Here is a 17,554-nt window from a genome sequence, read left to right as displayed (position 1 = left end):
GTTTAAATCAACGATGAATTACGCGATTGTGTAGTTTAGAGAGTAAGCGTTCTGATTTCAGTCTTGTTATTAGTACTTCAGCATTGAATCATTCTGAGCCTCATGCTCCGACTGACTCGTCCATGCCCGATGTAACATTTGAGTTTGGTCGACATAATGCCCGGCCGTGACGCTGAAAGAGCGATCTTTCAGGCAGACCCGTTGGCAGATTTGTCTTACAACAACTTTCGGCATCATTTTGTGAACCCCGCCACTATCGCGCAGAACACAGAAAAATCTGATAGGACGATTCCTAAAAAACATTCACCTCGCGAATGAGTGACCCGGAGATGAGTGTTGACAATGCCGTAAAACGCAGTTTGATACAAGAAAAACTAACAAAAATAAAACATCTCGCTAAAACAAGATGTTATGTATTTTGCGAGCATTAACGTTCACGTAACATTTCATCCGTTTCGAGAAACAAAATACGCTAATCAGAACTTAATAAGAATAATTTTCATTGCGGCGGGCAATTTATCAGAATTTCCTTAAGGAAATTCTGATAAAACTGGTTCGAAAAATGCAAAGATATATTTCTACTGCTTAACAATAGCTAATTATGCATCAGTCCATACATTAATTTATCTGGCAGGGAGTTCACTCAGAACACTCGCGAGTAAATCAAACACTTCGCTGAACAGATGTTCGCAGAACGGGGCCAGCAGAGGCATCATCAGGCTCAGGAACACCATGCCTAACGATAAGGTGACAGGGAAGCCAATGGCGAAAACGGACAGTTGTGGTGAAACACGGTTTAACAAACCCAGGGCCAGGTTAAGGGTGAGCAGCAAAGTTATTAGCGGTAACGCTAATCGCATTCCGTTAAGGAAAATCATACCTGCCGCTTTAGTAAGCGCCATAAAAGCATTGCCATTTATCGGGTCGCCACCGATTGGCAGGGTGTGAAAACTGTCGGCCACCATCGAGATCAGCCAGAGGTGGCCGTTAAAGGATAAAAACAGCAGCATGGCGAGAATATCGAGAAAACGCGCCAGCACCGGCATGTTCAGACGGCTGGCGGGATCGAAGAAGGTGGCGAATGACAGTCCCATTTGCAGACCGATCACTTCGCCGGCCAGCCTGACCGCCGTGAACGCGAATTGCATCGTAAAACCAATCGCAATACCAATTAAAATTTGCTGCAACAGCAGCCAGAAACCGCCAACTGAGAACAAAGTCACGTTAACCGGCGGAAGTGAAGGGATCAGCACATAGGTAATCATCAGTCCGAGACCGATTTTAACCTTTTTACCGATCGACTTTTCGCTGAGCAACGGCGCAGTCATGATCAGGGCAAGAACGCGGGCCAGCGGCCAGAACAGCTGGCTCACCCACATCAGCAGTTCATTACTGTCGATGTTGATCATTAGCCGATCATGTAAGGCAGATTGTTAAACAGGGTGCGCATGTAATCCAGGATCAGATTTAACATCCACGGACCGGCTACCACCATGGTGGTGACCACGGCCAGAATTTTAGGGATAAAGGAGAGAGTCTGTTCGTTAATCTGTGTTGCCGCCTGCAGCAGGCTGATCAGCAGGCCGCTGACCAGAGCCGCCAGCAGCAGCGGGGCGGCCAGAGCAAGCGCTACCTGCATTGCATCGTGACCAATAACCATGACCGATTCAGGTGTCATAAGTGACTCCGGAGAAAATTTAAGAGTAGAAACTTTGTGCCAGTGAACCAATCAGCAGCTGCCAGCCGTCAACCAGCACGAACAGCATCAGCTTAAACGGCAGCGATATTGTTGCAGGCGGTACCATCATCATCCCCAGCGCCATCAGCACACTGGCGACAACCAGGTCAATAATCAGGAACGGGATGAAAACGGTAAAACCAATCTGGAAAGCCGTTTTCAGTTCGCTGGTCACATAAGCAGGCAGCAGAATACGCATCGGCACGGCTTCCGGTCCCTGCAATGGCGGGGTGTTCGCCAGGCGGGCAAACAGCGCCAGGTCAGCTTCGCGGGTCTGACGCAGCATAAATTCACGCAGCGGCTGAGCCCCTTTATCGATCGCCACGTCCATGGTGATCTTGTCCTGGCTGAATGGCAGATAGGCATCCTGGTAAATTCTGTCAAACACCGGCCCCATAATAAAGAAGGTCAGGAACAGCGCCAGGCCAAGCAGCACCTGGTTCGGTGGCGCAGAGGGCGTGCCCAGGGCGTTACGCAACAGGCCAAACACAATAATGATGCGCGTGAAGCTGGTCATCATCAGTAAAATAGCCGGAAGGAAGGTCAGCGAGGTGATAAACACCAGCGTCTGTACCGGCAGCGACCAGCTCTGACCACCATTCGCAATCGGATGGCTGATCAGGCCCGGCAGCTGGGCGTGAACATTGGGTGCCAGCAGCAGAAGCAGCGCCAGCAGGGGAAGAGAGCGTTTCATTATGGCTTTCCGGGGCGTTTGATTAACGTCTGTAAAACCTGACGGAAATCTGCCGTCGCAGCCGGAGCTTCCGGATTTTCCTGCGGCGGTTTCGGCGGCAGGGTATGCAGATGGGTGATCTGCTGACCGGTAACGCCCAGCACCAGGCGGGCGTCTTCCACATCAACAATCACCACACGTTCGCGCTGGCCGACCTGGCAACTGGCGCTGACGGACAGGCTCTGACCCGTGCTCCCACGTTTAGGGGTGAAACCAAGGCGTTTGGTTACCCAGGCACAGGCCAGAATTAACAGAATAATGATCGCCAGTACGCTGCTGACCTGCGTCAGCATCGAGCCGGTAGAGATAACCGGCTGGGCGGTGGGTTGCTGCTGCACCTGACTGGTGTTGGTATTCATTTAACGACTCAGGCGACGCATACGTTCTGACGGGGTGATGATATCGGTAATGCGCACGCCGTATTTATCGGCGACCACCACCACTTCACCCTGAGCAATCAGATAACCGTTAATCAGAATATCCAGTGGCTCACCAGCCAGACCGTCCAGCGCGACCACGGAACCCTGAGTCAGGCGCAGCAGCTCTTTAATGGTCATTTTGGTGCGGCCCAGCTCAACGGTCAGCTTGACCGGGATATCCATAATCAGGTCTATATCCTGCAGCGACCCGGAGATGTCATTGTTTTCCAGAGTTTTAAACACCCCTTCTTGCGAGGAGCTGCCGGACTGCTCGTTCATCGCGTCAGCCCACAGGTCGTCCGCGGAGATGTCGTCTTCGGACGGCTTCTTGGTGTCACTCATCGGGCTGTTCCTCATTCATCGAATTCAAAATCGGGTTAATCAGATGTTCCACACGCAGCGCGTACTGCCCGTTCAGGGTGCCGTACTGGCTGGTTAATACCGGCACGCCATCCACATGAGCGATAATGCGGTCCGGTTTATCAATCGGTAATACGTCGCCAGGTTTCAGTGCCAGCAGGCTTGAGATGCGCATCGACACGTCGGCAAAGTTGGCGATCAGCTCCAGCTCAGAGTGCTGAACCTGCTTAACCAGCGTTTCACGCCAGTTATGGTCTTCCTGACGCGAGTTCTCCAGCGGGGGATTCACCAGCGTTTCGCGCAGCGGTTCAATCATGCTGAACGGAATACAGATGTTGAATTCCCCAATCAGGTTGCCAATTTCCACCTGGAACGGTGTGGTGATCACAATGTCGTTCGGAGAGGTGGTGATGTTGGTAAACTTGACCTGCATTTCAGAGCGTACGTATTCCACGTCCAGCGGGTAGATCGGTTTCCACGCTTCGCTGTAGCCTTCAAGCGCCAGCTTCAGCATCTTGCGGATCACACGTTGTTCGGTTGCCGTAAATTCACGTCCCTCAACCTTGGTCGGAAAACGACCGTCACCGCCAAAAAGGTTATCCACGGCGATAAAGACCAGGCTCGGAGAGAACACAACCAGAGCCGTACCGCGCAGCGGTTTCAGATGGATCAGGTTTAAGTTGGTTGGCACCGGCAGGTTGCGGGCAAATTCATGGTAAGGCTGAATTTTAATCGCACCGACGGTGATATCCGGGCTACGGCGGAGCAGGTTAAACAGCGCCATACGGTACGAGCGCGCAAAACGTTCGTTAATGATCTCCAGCGCCTGCAGACGTTCGCGAACCATGCGACGCTGGGTATTGGGATCGTAAGGACGAATGTCATTGTCGCCCACGCTGCTGACGTTTTCTTCTGCCGCGCTTTCGCTGTCGCCATTGAGCAGCGCGTCAATTTCTGCCTGTGAGAGAATGCTGTCGCCCATTTTGCCTTACCTCAGGATGAAGGCAGTGAACAGCACATCATTCACCGTCTGCTGAGGTTGTCCCGGTACCAGCGGCGGTGCCAGTACAGTTTTAATCTGATTAACCAGTTCCTGCTTACCCTGCTCGTTGCTCAATGCTGCAGCGTTCTGGCGGGAGAGCAGCAGCAGTAAACGGCTGCGCACTTCCGGCAGATAATCGGTCATCCGGCGCAGCGTGTCCTGATCGGGCAGGCGCAGGGTAAAGCCTACATACAGCACGCGGTCAGAATCGTTATCCTGGTTGATCAGGTTCACGGTAAAGGTGTCCAGGGTAAAGAAGACCGGCGCAGGGGGTGGCTCAGGCTTCGCAGCCTTAGTGGCGTCAGCAGGGCCCTTCATCATGTGCCAGACCACGTAGCCCCCAGCGCCGCAAGCTACCAGTAGTACCAATACTATTAACGGTATCAGGAGCTTGCTTTTGCCGCTTTTGGCTTTTTTATCAGTCATATGAGCTATAACTTCCTGTGATTATTTCGAGGTGTGGACTGAACTTATCCACTGTCCCACGGCTTTATGGGCAGATTATCCCGCGTCCTGTTCTAAACAATTGGTAGAAAAGGCGCGGATTTTGCCGTTAGCTTATGCGTTTGTTACCGTCAGGCGAAAATATCAACAGCGCTGGAACCGGCTGCACGAGACTGCAGCGCGGCAGGAACGGCAATCGGGGTTACATCACCATCATTTTCACTGGCAAGACTAAATGTGTTGCCACGACTGTTGTTTTGCTGCTGCCCCTGCTGCCCGCTGAAGCTCTGGCCCTGCTGGAAAGCGTCGCTGCTGACATTGCTCTGGCCGAGGTTGATTCCGCTTTCTGCCAGTGCAGTTCGCAACTGGGGAAGGGCTGCTTCCAGCGCGGCGCGCACGTGGCTGTTGCCTGAAACCATATTCAGCTGAGCCTGGTCGTTATCCAGCTTCAGGCTGATCTGGATGCTGCCCAGGTCCTGCGGGTGCAGGTGCAGTTCGGCGGTCTGCTGTCCGTTACGGCTGAACATCACGATCTGCTGTCCCAGCGCCTGCTGCCATTCCGGGCTGCCCAACTGCGAACTCAGTTGAGAAGTGGCCGGAGCTGTCACCAGGGTGGTGGTGGCTGGCGTCAGGGCAGCGGATGCGGCACTGATCACATTATTGGTTATCGTCGGGGCCGGGGCAGAACTTGAATTTTCTTTGTCGGCATCCCTCGTTACGCTGCTTAACACCTGCTGGAATGCAGTATTAGCCGCGCTGGTGTCCGTCGTGGACTTTTGCGAACCGGTCGCGGCAGTCAGCGTGGTACTGCCGATCTTGCCGCTTTTATCACCGGCTTTGCTGGTGGCTTCGTCATCGCTGGTGGCGCTCTCTTTGCCGGACAGCAGTGAGGCAAGAGTGGTCTTACCGCCCTTGATGCTACCATCGCTCTCCAGCGTGTCGCCGCCTTTCGCCGTGAGGGTGTCAGTGGGCTGCTGAGGGGCCGGAGGCAACATGGCGAACAGAGCCTGTAGTGCCTGCATATCGCTGGTGCTGAGCGTGGCTGAAGCGGTGGATGCCGCTTCAGTGCTGTCGGTGGTCGTCTCGCCTTTGCCGTCGGTGCTGACTTTTGATTTCTGCAGCAGCGCGTTCAGCTTTCCAGGCAAGTCCTGTGAAGCCAGAAGACTGTCGATCTTCGCTTTTGACGATGCGCCAGCCGTTTCGTTGTCGGCCTCTGCCGGGGTGGTTTGCGCTGCGGTTTCCCTCTGTTTCGCAAGAGTCAGGAGCTTGTTGCCCAACAGCGTAAGGAAACCCTGTGAGCCGCTGTTGTGTGCGGTTTCACCCACGTCAGTGGCAGAAGTCTCCGTACCCGGGTCGGTGGTCGCCGTGGCAGAAGTTGACGCAGTGGTGGTGGCGCTGACTTTGGTCCCGCTCGTCACAAATGGCACATTCATTCGCCTTTCCTCAATGATGCCCGTTGGGCAAATTCATCCATCCGTTTCTGATCGAGACGGTTTTCCTGTAATAATTCGTTTGCCAGCGCGCGGGCCTGCAGCGTTTCGTAGGCATGCAGCCGCTGCTGTTTGTCGCGCCAGAAATTAAGCGCCTTCTCCACTCGGCCGTTCCAGTGCGCCAGCTGCTGGCGGTGCTGTTCGATGGCCTTTTCCAGCGTGTCGATAAACTGGTGAAAGTTGTACCAGCGGGTACTGGCAATCCCTTCCGTCATGGTGTTGTTCAGGGTATTACGGTAATCATCCTGGTAGCTGAGCAGCATGGTTAATTGTTCATCAGCCTGCTTCTGGGCCCGGCGCACGTCACCCAGCTGGATGGCGGCTTTTTCCAGATCTTTCTGCGCCAGGTCACGCAGGGTTTCAATTGGTGATGCAACCTTTGGCATATTCCCCTCCGCTCGTTAGCCGAAAATTGCCTGTAAATGCAGACAGGCATCGTCAAAGGAACTGCGCTCAAACATGCCCTGCTGCAGGAAGGTTTCCAGCTCAGGGTAGAGTTTGATCGCCTTGTCCAGCATGGGGTCGGTGCCTGCGGCATAAGCTCCCACGCTGACCAGGTCGCGGTTCCGCTGATAGCTAGACAGCAGCTGTTTGAACTGTCGAACCCGCGCGTAATGTGTGTCATCAATCAGATGCGCCATCACGCGGCTGATTGAAGCTTCAATATCAATGGCTGGGTAGTGACCTGATTCAGCCAGGCGGCGCGACAGAACAATATGGCCATCGAGAATGGCGCGTGCTGAGTCGGCAATCGGGTCCTGCTGGTCATCTCCTTCGGTAAGTACCGTATAGAAAGCGGTAATTGAGCCACCACCATCAATGCCATTACCGGCACGCTCGACCAGAGCGGGCAGCTTGGCGAACACGGAAGGCGGGTAGCCTTTGGTTGCCGGTGGCTCACCAATCGCAAGTGCAATTTCACGCTGTGCCATGGCGTAACGGGTCAGTGAATCCATAATCAGCAGTACGTGCTGGCCACGGTCACGGAAATCTTCGGCAATGCGCGTGGCATAAGCGGCACCCTGCATACGCAGCAGTGGTGAAACGTCAGCCGGTGCGGCGATCACTACCGAGCGGGCGCGGCCTTCGGTGCCGAGGATGTTCTCGATAAAGTCTTTCACTTCGCGGCCACGTTCGCCGATCAGACCGACCACAATCACATCGGCTTTGGTGTAGCGGGCCATCATGCCCAGCAGCACACTTTTCCCCACACCAGAACCGGCAAACAGGCCCATACGCTGTCCGCGACCAACGGTCAGCAGGGCGTTGATGGCGCGCACGCCGGTATCCAGCACTTCAGTTATCGGCGTACGTTGCAAAGGGTTGAAGGGGGGAGTGATCAGTGGCGCACGGTAGCCGGTTTCCGGTGAAGGCAGGCCATCCAGTGGGCGCCCGCTGCCATCCAGCACGCGGCCCAACAACTCCGGGCCAAGCATCAGCTGCTTGCCACTGTGTTTCTGGTCCCCGGCGACGCGGGCATACACGCGCGCGCCAGGCAAAATGCCTTCCACTTCTTCCAGCGGCATCAGAAACAGCCGCTGGCCGTTGAAGCCCACCACTTCGCTTTCCACTTCCGCAATGCCGTTGGCGTCGCTGCGCTCAATCACGCAGGTCGCACCTAACGGTAACTGCAGGCCGGTGGCTTCCAGTACCAGACCGGTGGCGCGGGTCAGGCGGCCGTAACGGCGAACGTCCGGCACCTGGGCCAGACGCTGTTCAAAGGAGTCAAGTGCGCCAAGCCAGCGCGACAGGCGGGTGGTCATTACAGTTCTCCCGGTGCCGCCAGGCGGCAGAGTTCATGCCAGCGGGTGGCGATACTGGCATCCAGATCGCCATCTTCCGCGCTGACCTTGCAGCCACCCGGGTGGAGGGTGCTGTCGGCCAGCAGTCGCCAGCCGTGCAGGCTGAGCGTGGCACCGAGCGTCTGCTCAACGCGCTGTAAATCGTCAGGATGCACGCGCAGCGTGGGTTTCCCGCTGAACATTGGTTCCTGCTGGATCATCCCCTGGATCTGGCGGAGCAGGGCGGTACCGTCAACGTGCGGTGCCTGGCCAATCACCTGACGCGCGGCTTCCAGAGCCAGCTGCATCAGACGGGCAGCAATGACGCTGTCCAGCGCTTCCAGCGTATGGTGGAATTCGGACACCAGCTGCTGCATGCGCGCCTGCAAAGGAGCCTGTTGCTGCTGAGCTTCTTCCAGCCCCTGCTGGAAACCGGCCTCATAACCCGCTTTCTGACCTTCGCTGTATCCCTTCTGCTGCCCCTCGGCATAGCCCAGGCCCTGCGCTTCATTGCGCACCTGATTCTGCAGCTGTTCCAGCTCGAACTGCTGCTGATTGAAAGGATCTTCCGGCAGGGCAGCTGGCTCAATAAACTCCTCAATCAGCGGGTTGTTCAGCTGCCCGAGGTCATTGGGCTGCCAGCGCTGCCAGGGCAGCGATGATTTATCAGACATACTGTTCCTCGCCACCACCGATCACCATCTCGCCGCTTTCTGCCAGACGACGGACGATAAGCAGGATTGCTTTCTGCTCGTTCTCGACCGCAGACATACGCATCGGACCACGGTTTGCCAGGTCGTCGCGCAGGATATCCGCGGCACGCTGGGACATGTTGCGCAGGAACTTCTCGCGCAGCGGCTGTTCGGAGCCTTTCAGGGCGACCAGCAGAGATTCGGACTCCACTTCCTGCAGCAGGCGCTGAATGCTGCGGTCGTCGACTTCCACCAGGTTTTCGAACAGGAACATCTCGTCGATAATTTTCTGTGCCAGCTCGCCGTCGAACTCGCGAACCGCTTCGATAACCGCTTCTTCCTGCTGCGTTTTCATCAGGTTGATGATTTCCGCTGCGGTTCTCACGCCGCCCATCTTCGCGCGCTTGAGGTTCTGACCATCGAGCAGGCCATTCAGCACTTCGGTCAGTTCCGCCAGCGCGGCAGGCTGTACGCCGCCGAAGGTGGCGATACGCAGCATCACGTCGTGACGCAGGCGCTCGTCGAACTGCGCCAGAATATCGGCTGCCTGGGCGCGGTTGAGGTGCACCAGGATGGTGGCGATAATCTGCGGATGCTCGTCGCGAATAAGGTCGGCAGCAGCCTGCGGTTCCATAAAGTTGAGCGTTTCCATTCCGCTGGTGGTTTCGCGAGTCTCAAGAATGTCTTCCAGCAGGCTGGAAGCACGCTCTTCGCCCAGCGCTTTCACCAGCACGGAACGCAGATAGTCATTCGAGTTGACGCTCAGCGCCGCGAACTGCTCGGCGTCGGTTTCAAATTCCCGCAGCACTTCAGTCAGCTGCTTGTGGGAAACCTGACGCATATTGGAGATGGCAGTACTCAGGTGCTGCACTTCGCGGGTGCCGAGGTGTTTAAACACCTCTGCAGCACGGTCTTCGCCAATCGTCATCATCAGGATGGCGCTTTTTTCGGTACCGGTGAGACTCATAGTTCGTCCTTCATCCACTGGCGAATGACCAGAGCCACAACACGCGGGTCGTTTTCTGACATCTCGCGAATGCGCTGGCTCATTACCTCAGCACTCATGCGGTGCTGAGACTTACGTTCTTGCTCAAGCTCGTCTTTCGACAGCTTGACGGAGACGGCTTCATCTTCCGGATCTCGATTCTGGTTAGCCATCGCGATGGCTTCTGCCACGGCTTTCTCCTGTTCAGCTTTACGACGCAGCTGCGGACGAACCAGTTTGCGGTAGAGGATCCAGGCCACAATCAGCACCAGCAACCAGCGCCCTGCTTCCATCATCTGGTCGATGAAGGACTGCTGCTGCCAGAATGGCAGGTCGCCACCGGTCTCAGCCGTTTCGGTAAACGGTGAGTTGACCACGTTCAGACTGTCGCCACGCTTGTCCGAGAAGCCCATTGCTTCGCGAGTCAGGTTTTCAATCTGCTTAATCTGCGCATCGCTCATGGCGACAGGCTTACCGGCAGCATCAGTTTTATAATTAACAACCACCGCTACAGACAGGCGCTGCACTTCACCCACATTCATTTTGGTGTGGAGGATAGTGCGGTCCACTTCATAGTTAGTGGTGTCAGCATTCGATGTATTTGACGGTCCACTGCTTTTCGCGGTGCTGCTGTTCTGGTTCGCCGCAGCGTTGTTCGCGGTGTTGCCGTTTGCTGTATTGCCGTTCGCCTGGTTGTTGTTATTGTTCGGCGTATTTACCGGCGCGCTGTTGGCAGGGGCAGGCTGGTTGGACAGGGCGCCGGGGACACCACCCGGATATGCACTGCCCAGTTGTTCGCTGTTGCTGGTCTGGCGTGAGCGAATAGCCTGGTTTGCCGGGTCGCTGTTAGGCTGATATTTCTCATCAGTCTGTTCGCGGGCGTTAAAGTCGATCTGCGCGGTAACCTGAGCGTGGACGTTGCCGTTGCCGACAATCGGGTTTAGGATCGCTTCAATACGTTGCTGGAAACGGTTTTCAACGTCGGTGGCGTATTTCAGCTGCGCATCGTTGAGGTCGCGTCCGGCGTTATCAGACTGGGTCAGCAGGTGACCGGCCTGGTCGACGACGGTCACGTTACCCGGCGGAAGGCCGGCAACGCTGCTGGAGACCATGTGCACGATGGCGCTGACCTGCCCCTGGTCGAGCGCGCGGCCCGGCTGCAGGGTTAGGGTCACGGAGGCGGTTGGTGCTTTCTGCTCACGGACGAACAGAGAAGGTTTTGGCATGGCAAGGTGAACACGAACGTTCTTCACCGGGCCTAAGGTTTCGATGGTACGTGAGAGTTCACCTTCCAGTGCGCGCTGGTAGTTTACCTGCTCGCTGAACTGGCTGATGCCGAATTTCTCCTGATCCAGCAGTTCGAAGCCTACTGCGCCGCCTTTTGGCAGGCCCTGTTGTGCCAGACGCAGACGCAGCTCGTAGACTTTTTCAGCCGGAACCGTAATAGCACCGCTCTTATCATCAAACTGATAAGGAACGTTCATCTGGGTCAGCTGAGTGATAATGGCGCCGCCATCCTCATTGCTGAGGTTGTTATAAAGCACACGGTAGTCGGGCTGTTTGGCCCAGAGCACCATGGCGATAACGATGGCTACGGCCGCCGCAGCCGCAATGATAATTGGGATGCGAGGATTAGCGCGTAGGCGAGCGAAGAGCTCGTTCAGCCCCTTCTTCTCTGGTTGATCCTGCGTGACAGTTGCATTCATGACTCTTTCCTGCCGGACTGTTTCGTGTAGTGTCGTAACAAAACTGACTCCCTGAGCGGCTCGACTCAAAATTTTCACTTCTGATGGCTGCCATTATTTTCTGAATCGGCAAATTCGATGGGTGGATAAGCCATGATTTTTGCTCTTATTTAGCGGCTTTGTCTTATTGACATTGTGTTAAGTTTTCCAACAGTGAAAATCACCGTGATAAGACAACCGGAGTAAACGATGGCAATTCAGGTTATTGAGAGTGTGATGCAACAGCTGCAAACCGCAGCGATTCAGGCCAGTGGCAAGAGCGTTGATGCTGGCAGCCATGCTGATTTCGCCGGTGAGCTGAAGGCGGCGCTGAACAAAATCAGCGACACGCAGAACGAAGCGCGCAGTCAGGCACAGGATTTTGAGATGGGCAAACCAGGCGTCAATCTGAATGACGTGATGGTCGATATGCAGAAGTCGAGCGTGTCAATGCAGCTGGGCATTCAGGTGCGTAACAAGCTGATCAGTGCCTATACGGACATTATGAATATGCAGGTTTAGGTGTTCTAACTATATAAGAAATAGAGTTAAAAAGCTTCAGGCGGTTTTGTTGTAGGGCCAGTGTGGGGCAAAGTCGTTCAGTTTTGAATTCATGATGTTCAGCTGCGCCTCATCATTTTCGTTCATCCATGAGCCGTAAATCCGATATGCCCTCCGGGCGTCAGCGTGTTCCATCAGATAAGCAACGTAGTTCAGTTCGCACCAGTTGATAAAGATCGGTATGCATATGTGTCACAACAATGGCCGGTCAGAATAGGGGCGGCTTATTTAACCAGGTCATCAGGGGTTCGATGCACAATGATCTATAAGGCATTTCGATAAATATCGGGCATTATAACATCTCTCAGTCTCAAGGCGCTCCAGGAGTTGCATGATGTACTCCTGCCAGAAGATTGATATTAGTATGTTTAACTCAGCAAAATTTTTATAACTAATTAAAATTTATAAAAAGAGTTGTAAGCACAGGCTGGCTTTACTTTTGATACTTCCTGTCTGGACCTGAAACATTGCTCAAATAACGCCGAACGAAATTTATGCAAAGACAGGGGCGGTTGTACAACATTTTTTGATAATGATTGGGCTTGTTACTTTAAACGAATAGGTGGAACATATGTGCATCTTGGTTGACCATTGTAGGCACTATGTTAATCAGCTTTGAAAACTCCCGCAGCAGTACTGCTGATAAACAGCTTGCATGTACCCTTGCTTCCGTGGCCGGGGCTCTTAATACTGCAGCATTTGAGGCTGTGGGTTTTTTCTCTGCGAACATGACCGGTAATGTTTCCTCATTGTCAGATAATCTTGCCAGGGCAAGTTTTGGAACAGGGATATTTTTCCTGACGATTGTCTGTATTTTTATAACCGGCTCCGCGTTTTCCACCATTATTATCAATGCAGGGCGGAGGAAGAACATTCGTTCAATATTCGCATTCAATATCTTTATTGAAGGCTCTGCTCTCATTTTACTGGGTATTGTTGAAAGCTGGTTCACTCCAGCATCTCCTGGAAGGATTCTCGTCTTATCCTTAAGTTTCTTAATGGGTCTGCAAAATGCAGTGGTAACGCGAATATCTAATGCCCGAGTAAGGACTACACATGTGTCTGGCACTTCAACTGACATCGGTATTGAGTTAGCCATGCTTTTTGATGTGTTGTTCAGGCGAGAGTCACTGCAAGATGCTCCTGTCTACCTGGAGCGACTGAGACTACATTTCTTAACGCTAATGTCATTTCTGGCGGGCGGAGTCGTTGGTATATGGCTTTTTCACCTGATTGGATACCAATTTCTGATCCTTATAGGTTTTATACTGATTTACATGGCATCAAACGCGACGCTCAAAAACCATGCCAATAAAAAGAATAAAATTTACCCGTAGACGGCGAGCATTCCTGTTGCCAAAGGCCTACAACTTTTCAGCCTAATGGCAACGCATAGTGTTCTCTGTCACCCCGACAGCAAGAAGTGCGTCGAGGCACAGGTTTGGATGAAACCGTATGGCAGGTACCCCGGCATTCTGGAGTACCTGTCGGCAGGAACCTGTATAATGTTATTCTAAATTCGTAACAATGATTGCGTCTGTTTTGTGCTGGCCTGAGTAGCTGAAGCGGGCACTCTCACAATCATGCTACTGATTGCTCAAAAGGACTCAGGCGGGGAATCATTTCTTTTCCGGCCAGGCGACGGCGGGAATGCCGTTGATGGCAGGGCGGGCGAACAGGAAGCCCTGGAAGTTGCAGATCCCGGCGGATTCCAGCCACATCCACTCTTCAGGTTTTTCCACCCCTTCCGCAATCAAGGTAATTTCCAGTGAGGCGCAGCACTTGATGATGGCCTGAATAATGGCCTGTTTTGGGCCGCTTTTGTGCACGTCAGCAATGATATTGCGGTCAATTTTTACTATGTCCGGCTGGAACCGGGCTAGCAGCTGCAGGCCAGCCGAACCGGCACCAAAATCGTCGATGGCCAGGCTGATACCCGCAGACTTTAGTTGCCTGATCACATTATCAAATTCGTCAATGCGCGAAATGGCTTCATCTTCCGTTACTTCCACCACAATCTGCTCCGGCACCAGGCCGTTGGCTTCAATCTCCCGTAACAGGAAATCTACCGAGTCCGGCACCATCACCAACGACATTGGCAGCAGGTTTACTGACAGCGTCAGGCCCTGAATTCCCAGTGCTTTCGCCATGGCAAAGGCCAGTTTCTTGGAACGGATGTCTGCTTTGTACACTTCATCGCGTGAGAGCTGTGAGAAGTATTCGACGGATGAACCCCCTCCGGCTGTACGAATAAGTGCCTCCAGCGAGACGATTTCCAGCGACATGGGATCGATGATTGGCTGGAAAGCAAAGCTGAACTCTTCAGCCTCCGGCAGGCTGGCATCACCTTTCACCGCCGTTTGTTCATCGGCAATAAACTCCCAGCCGCCGTCAGAGGGAACTTCGAAATAGTTTTCCCTCTCACGGGCTTCGACAAACGTCCTGAGGAACTGCAGTGCCCGGTCATCGTAGGTCAGCTGATATTTTGACGTCCCTTTATCCAGCAACGCCTGCAGCACCGAGGCTCTGTCGTATTTCCGCAGATCAAAGAGCTCCATTCCCGCATTACCAAAGCGCCGGGAAGGGGCGTAATCACGCATCAGTTCAACAACATTATGATGCCGGTCGTCGGTGCAGATGCGGTCGTAAATTTTTCGCACTGACTCTTCCTGGCCTTCCAGCACCTGAAAAAAATGGGTGCCGTTGAACAGCAGAATGCCAGTAACGCCATGCAATTCATTGATTGTATTTGCTTTAACAGCCAGTTCTTCCAGAGACTTAATGGGAACATCATCACAAAGATGGCTGCGATAGATAATGGTCGACAACATGGCATATTCCAGTAACAGGTTTTTAACGCAAGTACCTTACCAGAAGCTTTACTGCTTTTGTCCTGCTGTGGTGAAAAATCCTTGCTTGTCGGCCAGAAAAAATAATACTGTATATAAAAACAGTAAAAGTTTGCAGCAGATTACTCCTCAGGCAGGACCAGCAATACGCGCAGGCTGCACCCTGACAGAGTCTGAGCCACCTTACGTGCCAGTTGCTTACTTCTGACCCGCTCCGTCTGAGCCTTAAGGCGACGGGCTTTGTAACGGCTTTTGCTGGTGCCAAAGGGAGCCGCGGTTTTCCAGATGATGGTGGTCATAAGTCTCTCCGGTCAGGAAAAATCAACACCGCAGACGGCGGCCCGACAAACAGGTTAACGTCAGGAATCCATTTCACCAGAAAAACGATAGCTATAGTTATTATTTATATCAATAGGTATTGGTTGAATAACTTATGTTATTGATGTAACTTTATGTTATTTAACAATTAAATTTTTTATTAACGATTTTTTTACGCTTTATTCTGGCGATGTTATTAAAAGCTTTACTAATCTATTCAGTTGAATCAATGCGCCATACCCTCTGCGCAGATTAACTGTACAGAGGGTGGAATTTCGCGAGGATAAACTGATGATATCTGTGTTACACAGAGTGTCCGGAGGCCACTATAAGGAGACCATTCTGCCGGGGCAGGATATGACGACTTATCGCCTCAAATCACGGATCAAAAAGATTGCAACACCGATCAATTCTGCCTCTTCAGACAGCTCTACGGCAGGCAGGCGGGGGTCGTCCACGGTTAAAAAACCACTGGAAGGGCCTTCGAGGTAACGGTAGACGGAGATGCGGGCAGCAACTCTGGCCATCACCAAATCTCCAGATTCAGGTGGTACGTCGGTATCAATGATCACGATAGTGCCGGCAGTGGCTTCGGAACAGCCACTGTTCCTTTCCAGGATGTAGGCTCGCCAGCTTTTCTTCGCCTTCACACCGTTAGGTGCGGAGACCATCTCTGCCGTTTTGCCTTTTGATCCCCAGACCGCGATAGTAGTACCACTCTTTACTTTGTCGGCGGCGCTTAATCCGACGTTACCCCGCATTTCGCCTTCGCCACTTGCCAGCCACTGCACGTTGACATCAAGCGCTCTGGCAATATCGACCAGCTTACGGGAACCTTCGGCTTCTCCTTTAGTGAGACGCCATATTGTGGGCTGGGATACCCCTGATGCTTTGGCTAAAGCACCCTGAGTGATCTCCATCATGGACATGGCCATGTTCAGTCGGTAGGCGAGCGTATTAGGTTTCATATACCAGAATTTATAGCGATGCGTATTTTTCGTCAAACACGCTTTGCTATTGTCAGTTTTAATAACCTTTGCTATTACTTAAGGTGAGGTGATACTTAAACGGTTTTTCAAGATTGCTTCGGGCTATTACAGGCCGTGCATCTGCCGCTCTTTAACACCCTGGCCGCCCAGCCTAACCGCTGGCAACTCCCTACCCACACCGTGTGCTGGCATTGCCGGTTCGTACGCGATTGTCATGACTTTTTCAAACTAGCAGCTGTTGACAAAAGGCGCTGAAAAGTTCTTTGCATCCTGTGCCATCTCCACTGTGAAAGGAGAATATATGCGAGATATTAAACTGTTACTGGAAATGTGGGGCGGCTGGGCAGCCACTGAACGCAGCGGCGTCAATTATTCACACATTGCCGCCGGGTTTCGTGGGCTTATCACTTCTTCTGCTCCCCGCAGCCTGATCTGCACTGATAACGATGGAATAATCCTCGACAGCTGCATCAGTCGTCTGAAGCTGAACCACCCTGAAGAGCACGCTCTGCTGGTTGCTCACTACCATTACCGTCTTTCCCTTCGTACCATTGCCCAACGTCGCCGTTGCGCCGATGGCACCATTCGTAAACAGCTGCAAATGGCAGAGGGTTTTGTCGAGGGCGCTCTCAGCACACTGGAGATTGAACTTGAGTGTGAAAATTAATGATCTTGTTTCACAAAAATTAATCTCTTTATTTTTCATTGAAGAAAAGGACTCTAATGAAAATAAAAAAATAATTTATGTTTTTTTTTAGCTAAAACGAGTTGCGTACGCAATATCCGTTCTAGTGTGATAAGAACAGCATTCATACAGTGATTGTTCGGTAGCGTGAATGCTTCCTGATAAAAGAAAGTTTCACCAGGGGAAACTCACCACCCACTTAATTTCTGTTTTAGTGAATTATTCGCTCTGGAGGTCGATGATGAGCAAAATAATTGAAATTCTTTCCTGTGAAGAGGGCTACAGAGAACGGCCCTATACAGATACTGAAGGTTATCCCACCGTTGGCTGCGGCATTTTAGTTGGTCCCAGAAATGCCTCTCTGGCTAATTATCAGTTCAGCATTCCCCGCAGCGTCGGCGATGTCTGGATGCAGCAGATTCTCGATGAAAAAATCCGGCAGATGAAGCTGGTTCCGGCGCTGAAAGCCGCGCTGGATAAGTGTAATGACGCGCGGGCCGATGTGCTTTACAGCATGGCTTATCAACTGGGAATTAGCGGGTTGAGCGCGTTTAAAAATACGCTGATGATGATTGCTGGTGGCCACTTCGATGCCGCAGCGGAAGGTATGCTCAGCAGTCTCTGGGCGAGGCAAACCCCGCTCAGAGCTCACCGTCATGCTGAGGTGATGCGCAGCGGAACATACGATGCTTATCAGGGATTAATTTAAGTTTGCGCTACTAATAAGGATAAGTCACTGCCGGT

General features: G+C 52.8%; 20 protein-coding genes. 4 read left to right on the top strand and 16 right to left on the bottom strand.

The window, feature by feature from the left end; translation table 11 throughout:
* Nucleotides 1–623 precede the first annotated feature (623 nt).
* The 13 genes from fliR to fliF all read right to left on the bottom strand — a co-directional run bounded on the left by fliR (nt 624) and on the right by fliF (nt 11,390).
* A complete protein-coding gene (gene fliR / locus AC3Y5R_RS01620; RefSeq protein ID WP_489919853.1) occupies nt 624–1,409 on the bottom strand; it encodes a flagellar biosynthetic protein FliR in 786 nt (261 codons plus the stop codon).
* Nucleotides 1,409–1,678, bottom strand: coding sequence for a flagellar biosynthesis protein FliQ (gene fliQ / locus AC3Y5R_RS01615; protein ID WP_158784422.1), 270 nt, complete (start codon nt 1,676–1,678; stop codon nt 1,409–1,411). The genes fliR and fliQ overlap by 1 nt, the downstream gene beginning before the upstream one ends.
* 19 nt (nt 1,679–1,697) lie before the next feature.
* Nucleotides 1,698–2,432 (bottom strand): flagellar type III secretion system pore protein FliP, encoded by a 735-nt coding sequence (fliP, locus tag AC3Y5R_RS01610; RefSeq protein WP_489919852.1) that lies wholly within the window; start codon nt 2,430–2,432, stop codon nt 1,698–1,700.
* Complete coding sequence (fliO, locus tag AC3Y5R_RS01605; RefSeq protein ID WP_489919851.1) at nt 2,432–2,830, bottom strand: flagellar biosynthetic protein FliO; 399 nt, start codon at nt 2,828–2,830, stop codon at nt 2,432–2,434. Before fliO ends, fliP begins: the two co-directional genes overlap by 1 nt.
* Entirely contained in the window at nt 2,831–3,232 is a 402-nt protein-coding gene (fliN, locus tag AC3Y5R_RS01600; RefSeq protein WP_489919850.1) for a flagellar motor switch protein FliN, read from the bottom strand.
* The gene (gene fliM, locus AC3Y5R_RS01595) at nt 3,225–4,232 is read right to left on the bottom strand and encodes a flagellar motor switch protein FliM (protein WP_489919849.1); all 1,008 of its coding nucleotides are present in this window, start codon (nt 4,230–4,232) and stop codon (nt 3,225–3,227) included. The genes fliN and fliM overlap by 8 nt, the downstream gene beginning before the upstream one ends.
* A gap of 6 nt (nt 4,233–4,238) precedes the next feature.
* A complete protein-coding gene (gene fliL, locus AC3Y5R_RS01590) occupies nt 4,239–4,718 on the bottom strand; it encodes a flagellar basal body-associated protein FliL (protein ID WP_489919848.1) in 480 nt (159 codons plus the stop codon).
* 149 nt (nt 4,719–4,867) lie between these two features.
* Nucleotides 4,868–6,169 carry a flagellar hook-length control protein FliK gene (locus tag AC3Y5R_RS01585; protein WP_489919847.1) on the bottom strand — a complete coding sequence of 434 codons (1,302 nt, stop codon included), beginning with the start codon at nt 6,167–6,169 and terminating at the stop codon, nt 4,868–4,870.
* The gene (gene fliJ / locus AC3Y5R_RS01580; RefSeq protein ID WP_489919846.1) at nt 6,166–6,612 is read right to left on the bottom strand and encodes a flagellar export protein FliJ; all 447 of its coding nucleotides are present in this window, start codon (nt 6,610–6,612) and stop codon (nt 6,166–6,168) included. Before fliJ ends, AC3Y5R_RS01585 begins: the two co-directional genes overlap by 4 nt.
* Nucleotides 6,613–6,627: 15 nt before the next feature.
* Nucleotides 6,628–7,989: a flagellar protein export ATPase FliI gene (gene fliI, locus AC3Y5R_RS01575; RefSeq protein ID WP_489919845.1), complete on the bottom strand. Its 1,362-nt coding sequence runs from the start codon at nt 7,987–7,989 to the stop codon at nt 6,628–6,630.
* Entirely contained in the window at nt 7,989–8,681 is a 693-nt protein-coding gene (fliH, locus tag AC3Y5R_RS01570; RefSeq protein ID WP_489919844.1) for a flagellar assembly protein FliH, read from the bottom strand. Before fliH ends, fliI begins: the two co-directional genes overlap by 1 nt.
* Complete coding sequence (gene fliG, locus AC3Y5R_RS01565) at nt 8,674–9,666, bottom strand: flagellar motor switch protein FliG (RefSeq protein ID WP_158784432.1); 993 nt, start codon at nt 9,664–9,666, stop codon at nt 8,674–8,676. The genes fliH and fliG overlap by 8 nt, the downstream gene beginning before the upstream one ends.
* Nucleotides 9,663–11,390, bottom strand: coding sequence for a flagellar basal-body MS-ring/collar protein FliF (gene fliF, locus AC3Y5R_RS01560; RefSeq protein ID WP_489919843.1), 1,728 nt, complete (start codon nt 11,388–11,390; stop codon nt 9,663–9,665). The genes fliG and fliF overlap by 4 nt, the downstream gene beginning before the upstream one ends.
* A 228-nt stretch (nt 11,391–11,618) precedes the next feature.
* Between fliF and fliE the strand changes: the two genes are divergently transcribed.
* On the top strand, nt 11,619–11,930 hold the full coding sequence (gene fliE, locus AC3Y5R_RS01555) for a flagellar hook-basal body complex protein FliE (protein WP_489919842.1): 312 nt from the start codon (nt 11,619–11,621) through the stop codon (nt 11,928–11,930).
* 641 nt (nt 11,931–12,571) lie between these two features.
* On the top strand, nt 12,572–13,306 hold the full coding sequence (locus AC3Y5R_RS01550; protein WP_489919841.1) for a YoaK family protein: 735 nt from the start codon (nt 12,572–12,574) through the stop codon (nt 13,304–13,306).
* A 282-nt stretch (nt 13,307–13,588) separates the two neighbouring features.
* On the opposite strand, the gene AC3Y5R_RS01545 is transcribed toward AC3Y5R_RS01550, so the two are convergent.
* The 3 genes from AC3Y5R_RS01545 to AC3Y5R_RS01535 all read right to left on the bottom strand — a co-directional run bounded on the left by AC3Y5R_RS01545 (nt 13,589) and on the right by AC3Y5R_RS01535 (nt 16,104).
* A complete protein-coding gene (locus AC3Y5R_RS01545) occupies nt 13,589–14,800 on the bottom strand; it encodes a diguanylate phosphodiesterase (protein ID WP_489919840.1) in 1,212 nt (403 codons plus the stop codon).
* 140 nt (nt 14,801–14,940) lie between these two features.
* Entirely contained in the window at nt 14,941–15,117 is a 177-nt protein-coding gene (locus tag AC3Y5R_RS01540; protein ID WP_489919839.1) for a hypothetical protein, read from the bottom strand.
* Between the two features lie 384 nt (nt 15,118–15,501).
* Nucleotides 15,502–16,104: an XRE family transcriptional regulator gene (locus tag AC3Y5R_RS01535; RefSeq protein WP_489919838.1), complete on the bottom strand. Its 603-nt coding sequence runs from the start codon at nt 16,102–16,104 to the stop codon at nt 15,502–15,504.
* Between the two features lie 322 nt (nt 16,105–16,426).
* Here AC3Y5R_RS01535 and AC3Y5R_RS01530 point away from each other — a divergent pair, with 322 nt between their 5' ends.
* Nucleotides 16,427–16,792 (top strand): antiterminator Q family protein, encoded by a 366-nt coding sequence (locus tag AC3Y5R_RS01530; RefSeq protein WP_489919837.1) that lies wholly within the window; start codon nt 16,427–16,429, stop codon nt 16,790–16,792.
* 259 nt (nt 16,793–17,051) lie between these two features.
* Nucleotides 17,052–17,519, top strand: a complete 468-nt coding sequence (locus AC3Y5R_RS01525; RefSeq protein ID WP_489919925.1) for a glycoside hydrolase family protein — start codon at nt 17,052–17,054, stop codon at nt 17,517–17,519.
* Nucleotides 17,520–17,554: the final 35 nt, after the last annotated feature.

This window comes from Erwinia sp. 009765445 (assembly GCF_058137865.1).
This window is presented reverse-complemented; position numbering and strand designations above follow the sequence as displayed.

Coding starts and splice junctions, on each gene's coding strand:
- fliH (WP_489919844.1), bottom strand. CDS start 8,681: ATGTCTGATAAATCATCGCTGCCCTGGCAGCGCTGGCAGCCCAATGAC.
- AC3Y5R_RS01540 (WP_489919839.1), bottom strand. CDS start 15,117: ATGACCACCATCATCTGGAAAACCGCGGCTCCCTTTGGCACCAGCAAA.
- fliL (WP_489919848.1), bottom strand. CDS start 4,718: ATGACTGATAAAAAAGCCAAAAGCGGCAAAAGCAAGCTCCTGATACCG.
- AC3Y5R_RS01545 (WP_489919840.1), bottom strand. CDS start 14,800: ATGTTGTCGACCATTATCTATCGCAGCCATCTTTGTGATGATGTTCCC.
- AC3Y5R_RS01585 (WP_489919847.1), bottom strand. CDS start 6,169: ATGAATGTGCCATTTGTGACGAGCGGGACCAAAGTCAGCGCCACCACC.
- fliJ (WP_489919846.1), bottom strand. CDS start 6,612: ATGCCAAAGGTTGCATCACCAATTGAAACCCTGCGTGACCTGGCGCAG.
- fliQ (WP_158784422.1), bottom strand. CDS start 1,678: ATGACACCTGAATCGGTCATGGTTATTGGTCACGATGCAATGCAGGTA.
- fliR (WP_489919853.1), bottom strand. CDS start 1,409: ATGATCAACATCGACAGTAATGAACTGCTGATGTGGGTGAGCCAGCTG.
- fliG (WP_158784432.1), bottom strand. CDS start 9,666: ATGAGTCTCACCGGTACCGAAAAAAGCGCCATCCTGATGATGACGATT.
- AC3Y5R_RS01530 (WP_489919837.1), top strand. CDS start 16,427: ATGCGAGATATTAAACTGTTACTGGAAATGTGGGGCGGCTGGGCAGCC.
- fliO (WP_489919851.1), bottom strand. CDS start 2,830: ATGAATACCAACACCAGTCAGGTGCAGCAGCAACCCACCGCCCAGCCG.
- fliF (WP_489919843.1), bottom strand. CDS start 11,390: ATGAATGCAACTGTCACGCAGGATCAACCAGAGAAGAAGGGGCTGAAC.
- fliE (WP_489919842.1), top strand. CDS start 11,619: ATGGCAATTCAGGTTATTGAGAGTGTGATGCAACAGCTGCAAACCGCA.
- fliI (WP_489919845.1), bottom strand. CDS start 7,989: ATGACCACCCGCCTGTCGCGCTGGCTTGGCGCACTTGACTCCTTTGAA.
- fliP (WP_489919852.1), bottom strand. CDS start 2,432: ATGAAACGCTCTCTTCCCCTGCTGGCGCTGCTTCTGCTGCTGGCACCC.
- AC3Y5R_RS01535 (WP_489919838.1), bottom strand. CDS start 16,104: ATGAAACCTAATACGCTCGCCTACCGACTGAACATGGCCATGTCCATG.
- AC3Y5R_RS01525 (WP_489919925.1), top strand. CDS start 17,052: ATGAGCAAAATAATTGAAATTCTTTCCTGTGAAGAGGGCTACAGAGAA.
- fliM (WP_489919849.1), bottom strand. CDS start 4,232: ATGGGCGACAGCATTCTCTCACAGGCAGAAATTGACGCGCTGCTCAAT.
- fliN (WP_489919850.1), bottom strand. CDS start 3,232: ATGAGTGACACCAAGAAGCCGTCCGAAGACGACATCTCCGCGGACGAC.
- AC3Y5R_RS01550 (WP_489919841.1), top strand. CDS start 12,572: ATGTTAATCAGCTTTGAAAACTCCCGCAGCAGTACTGCTGATAAACAG.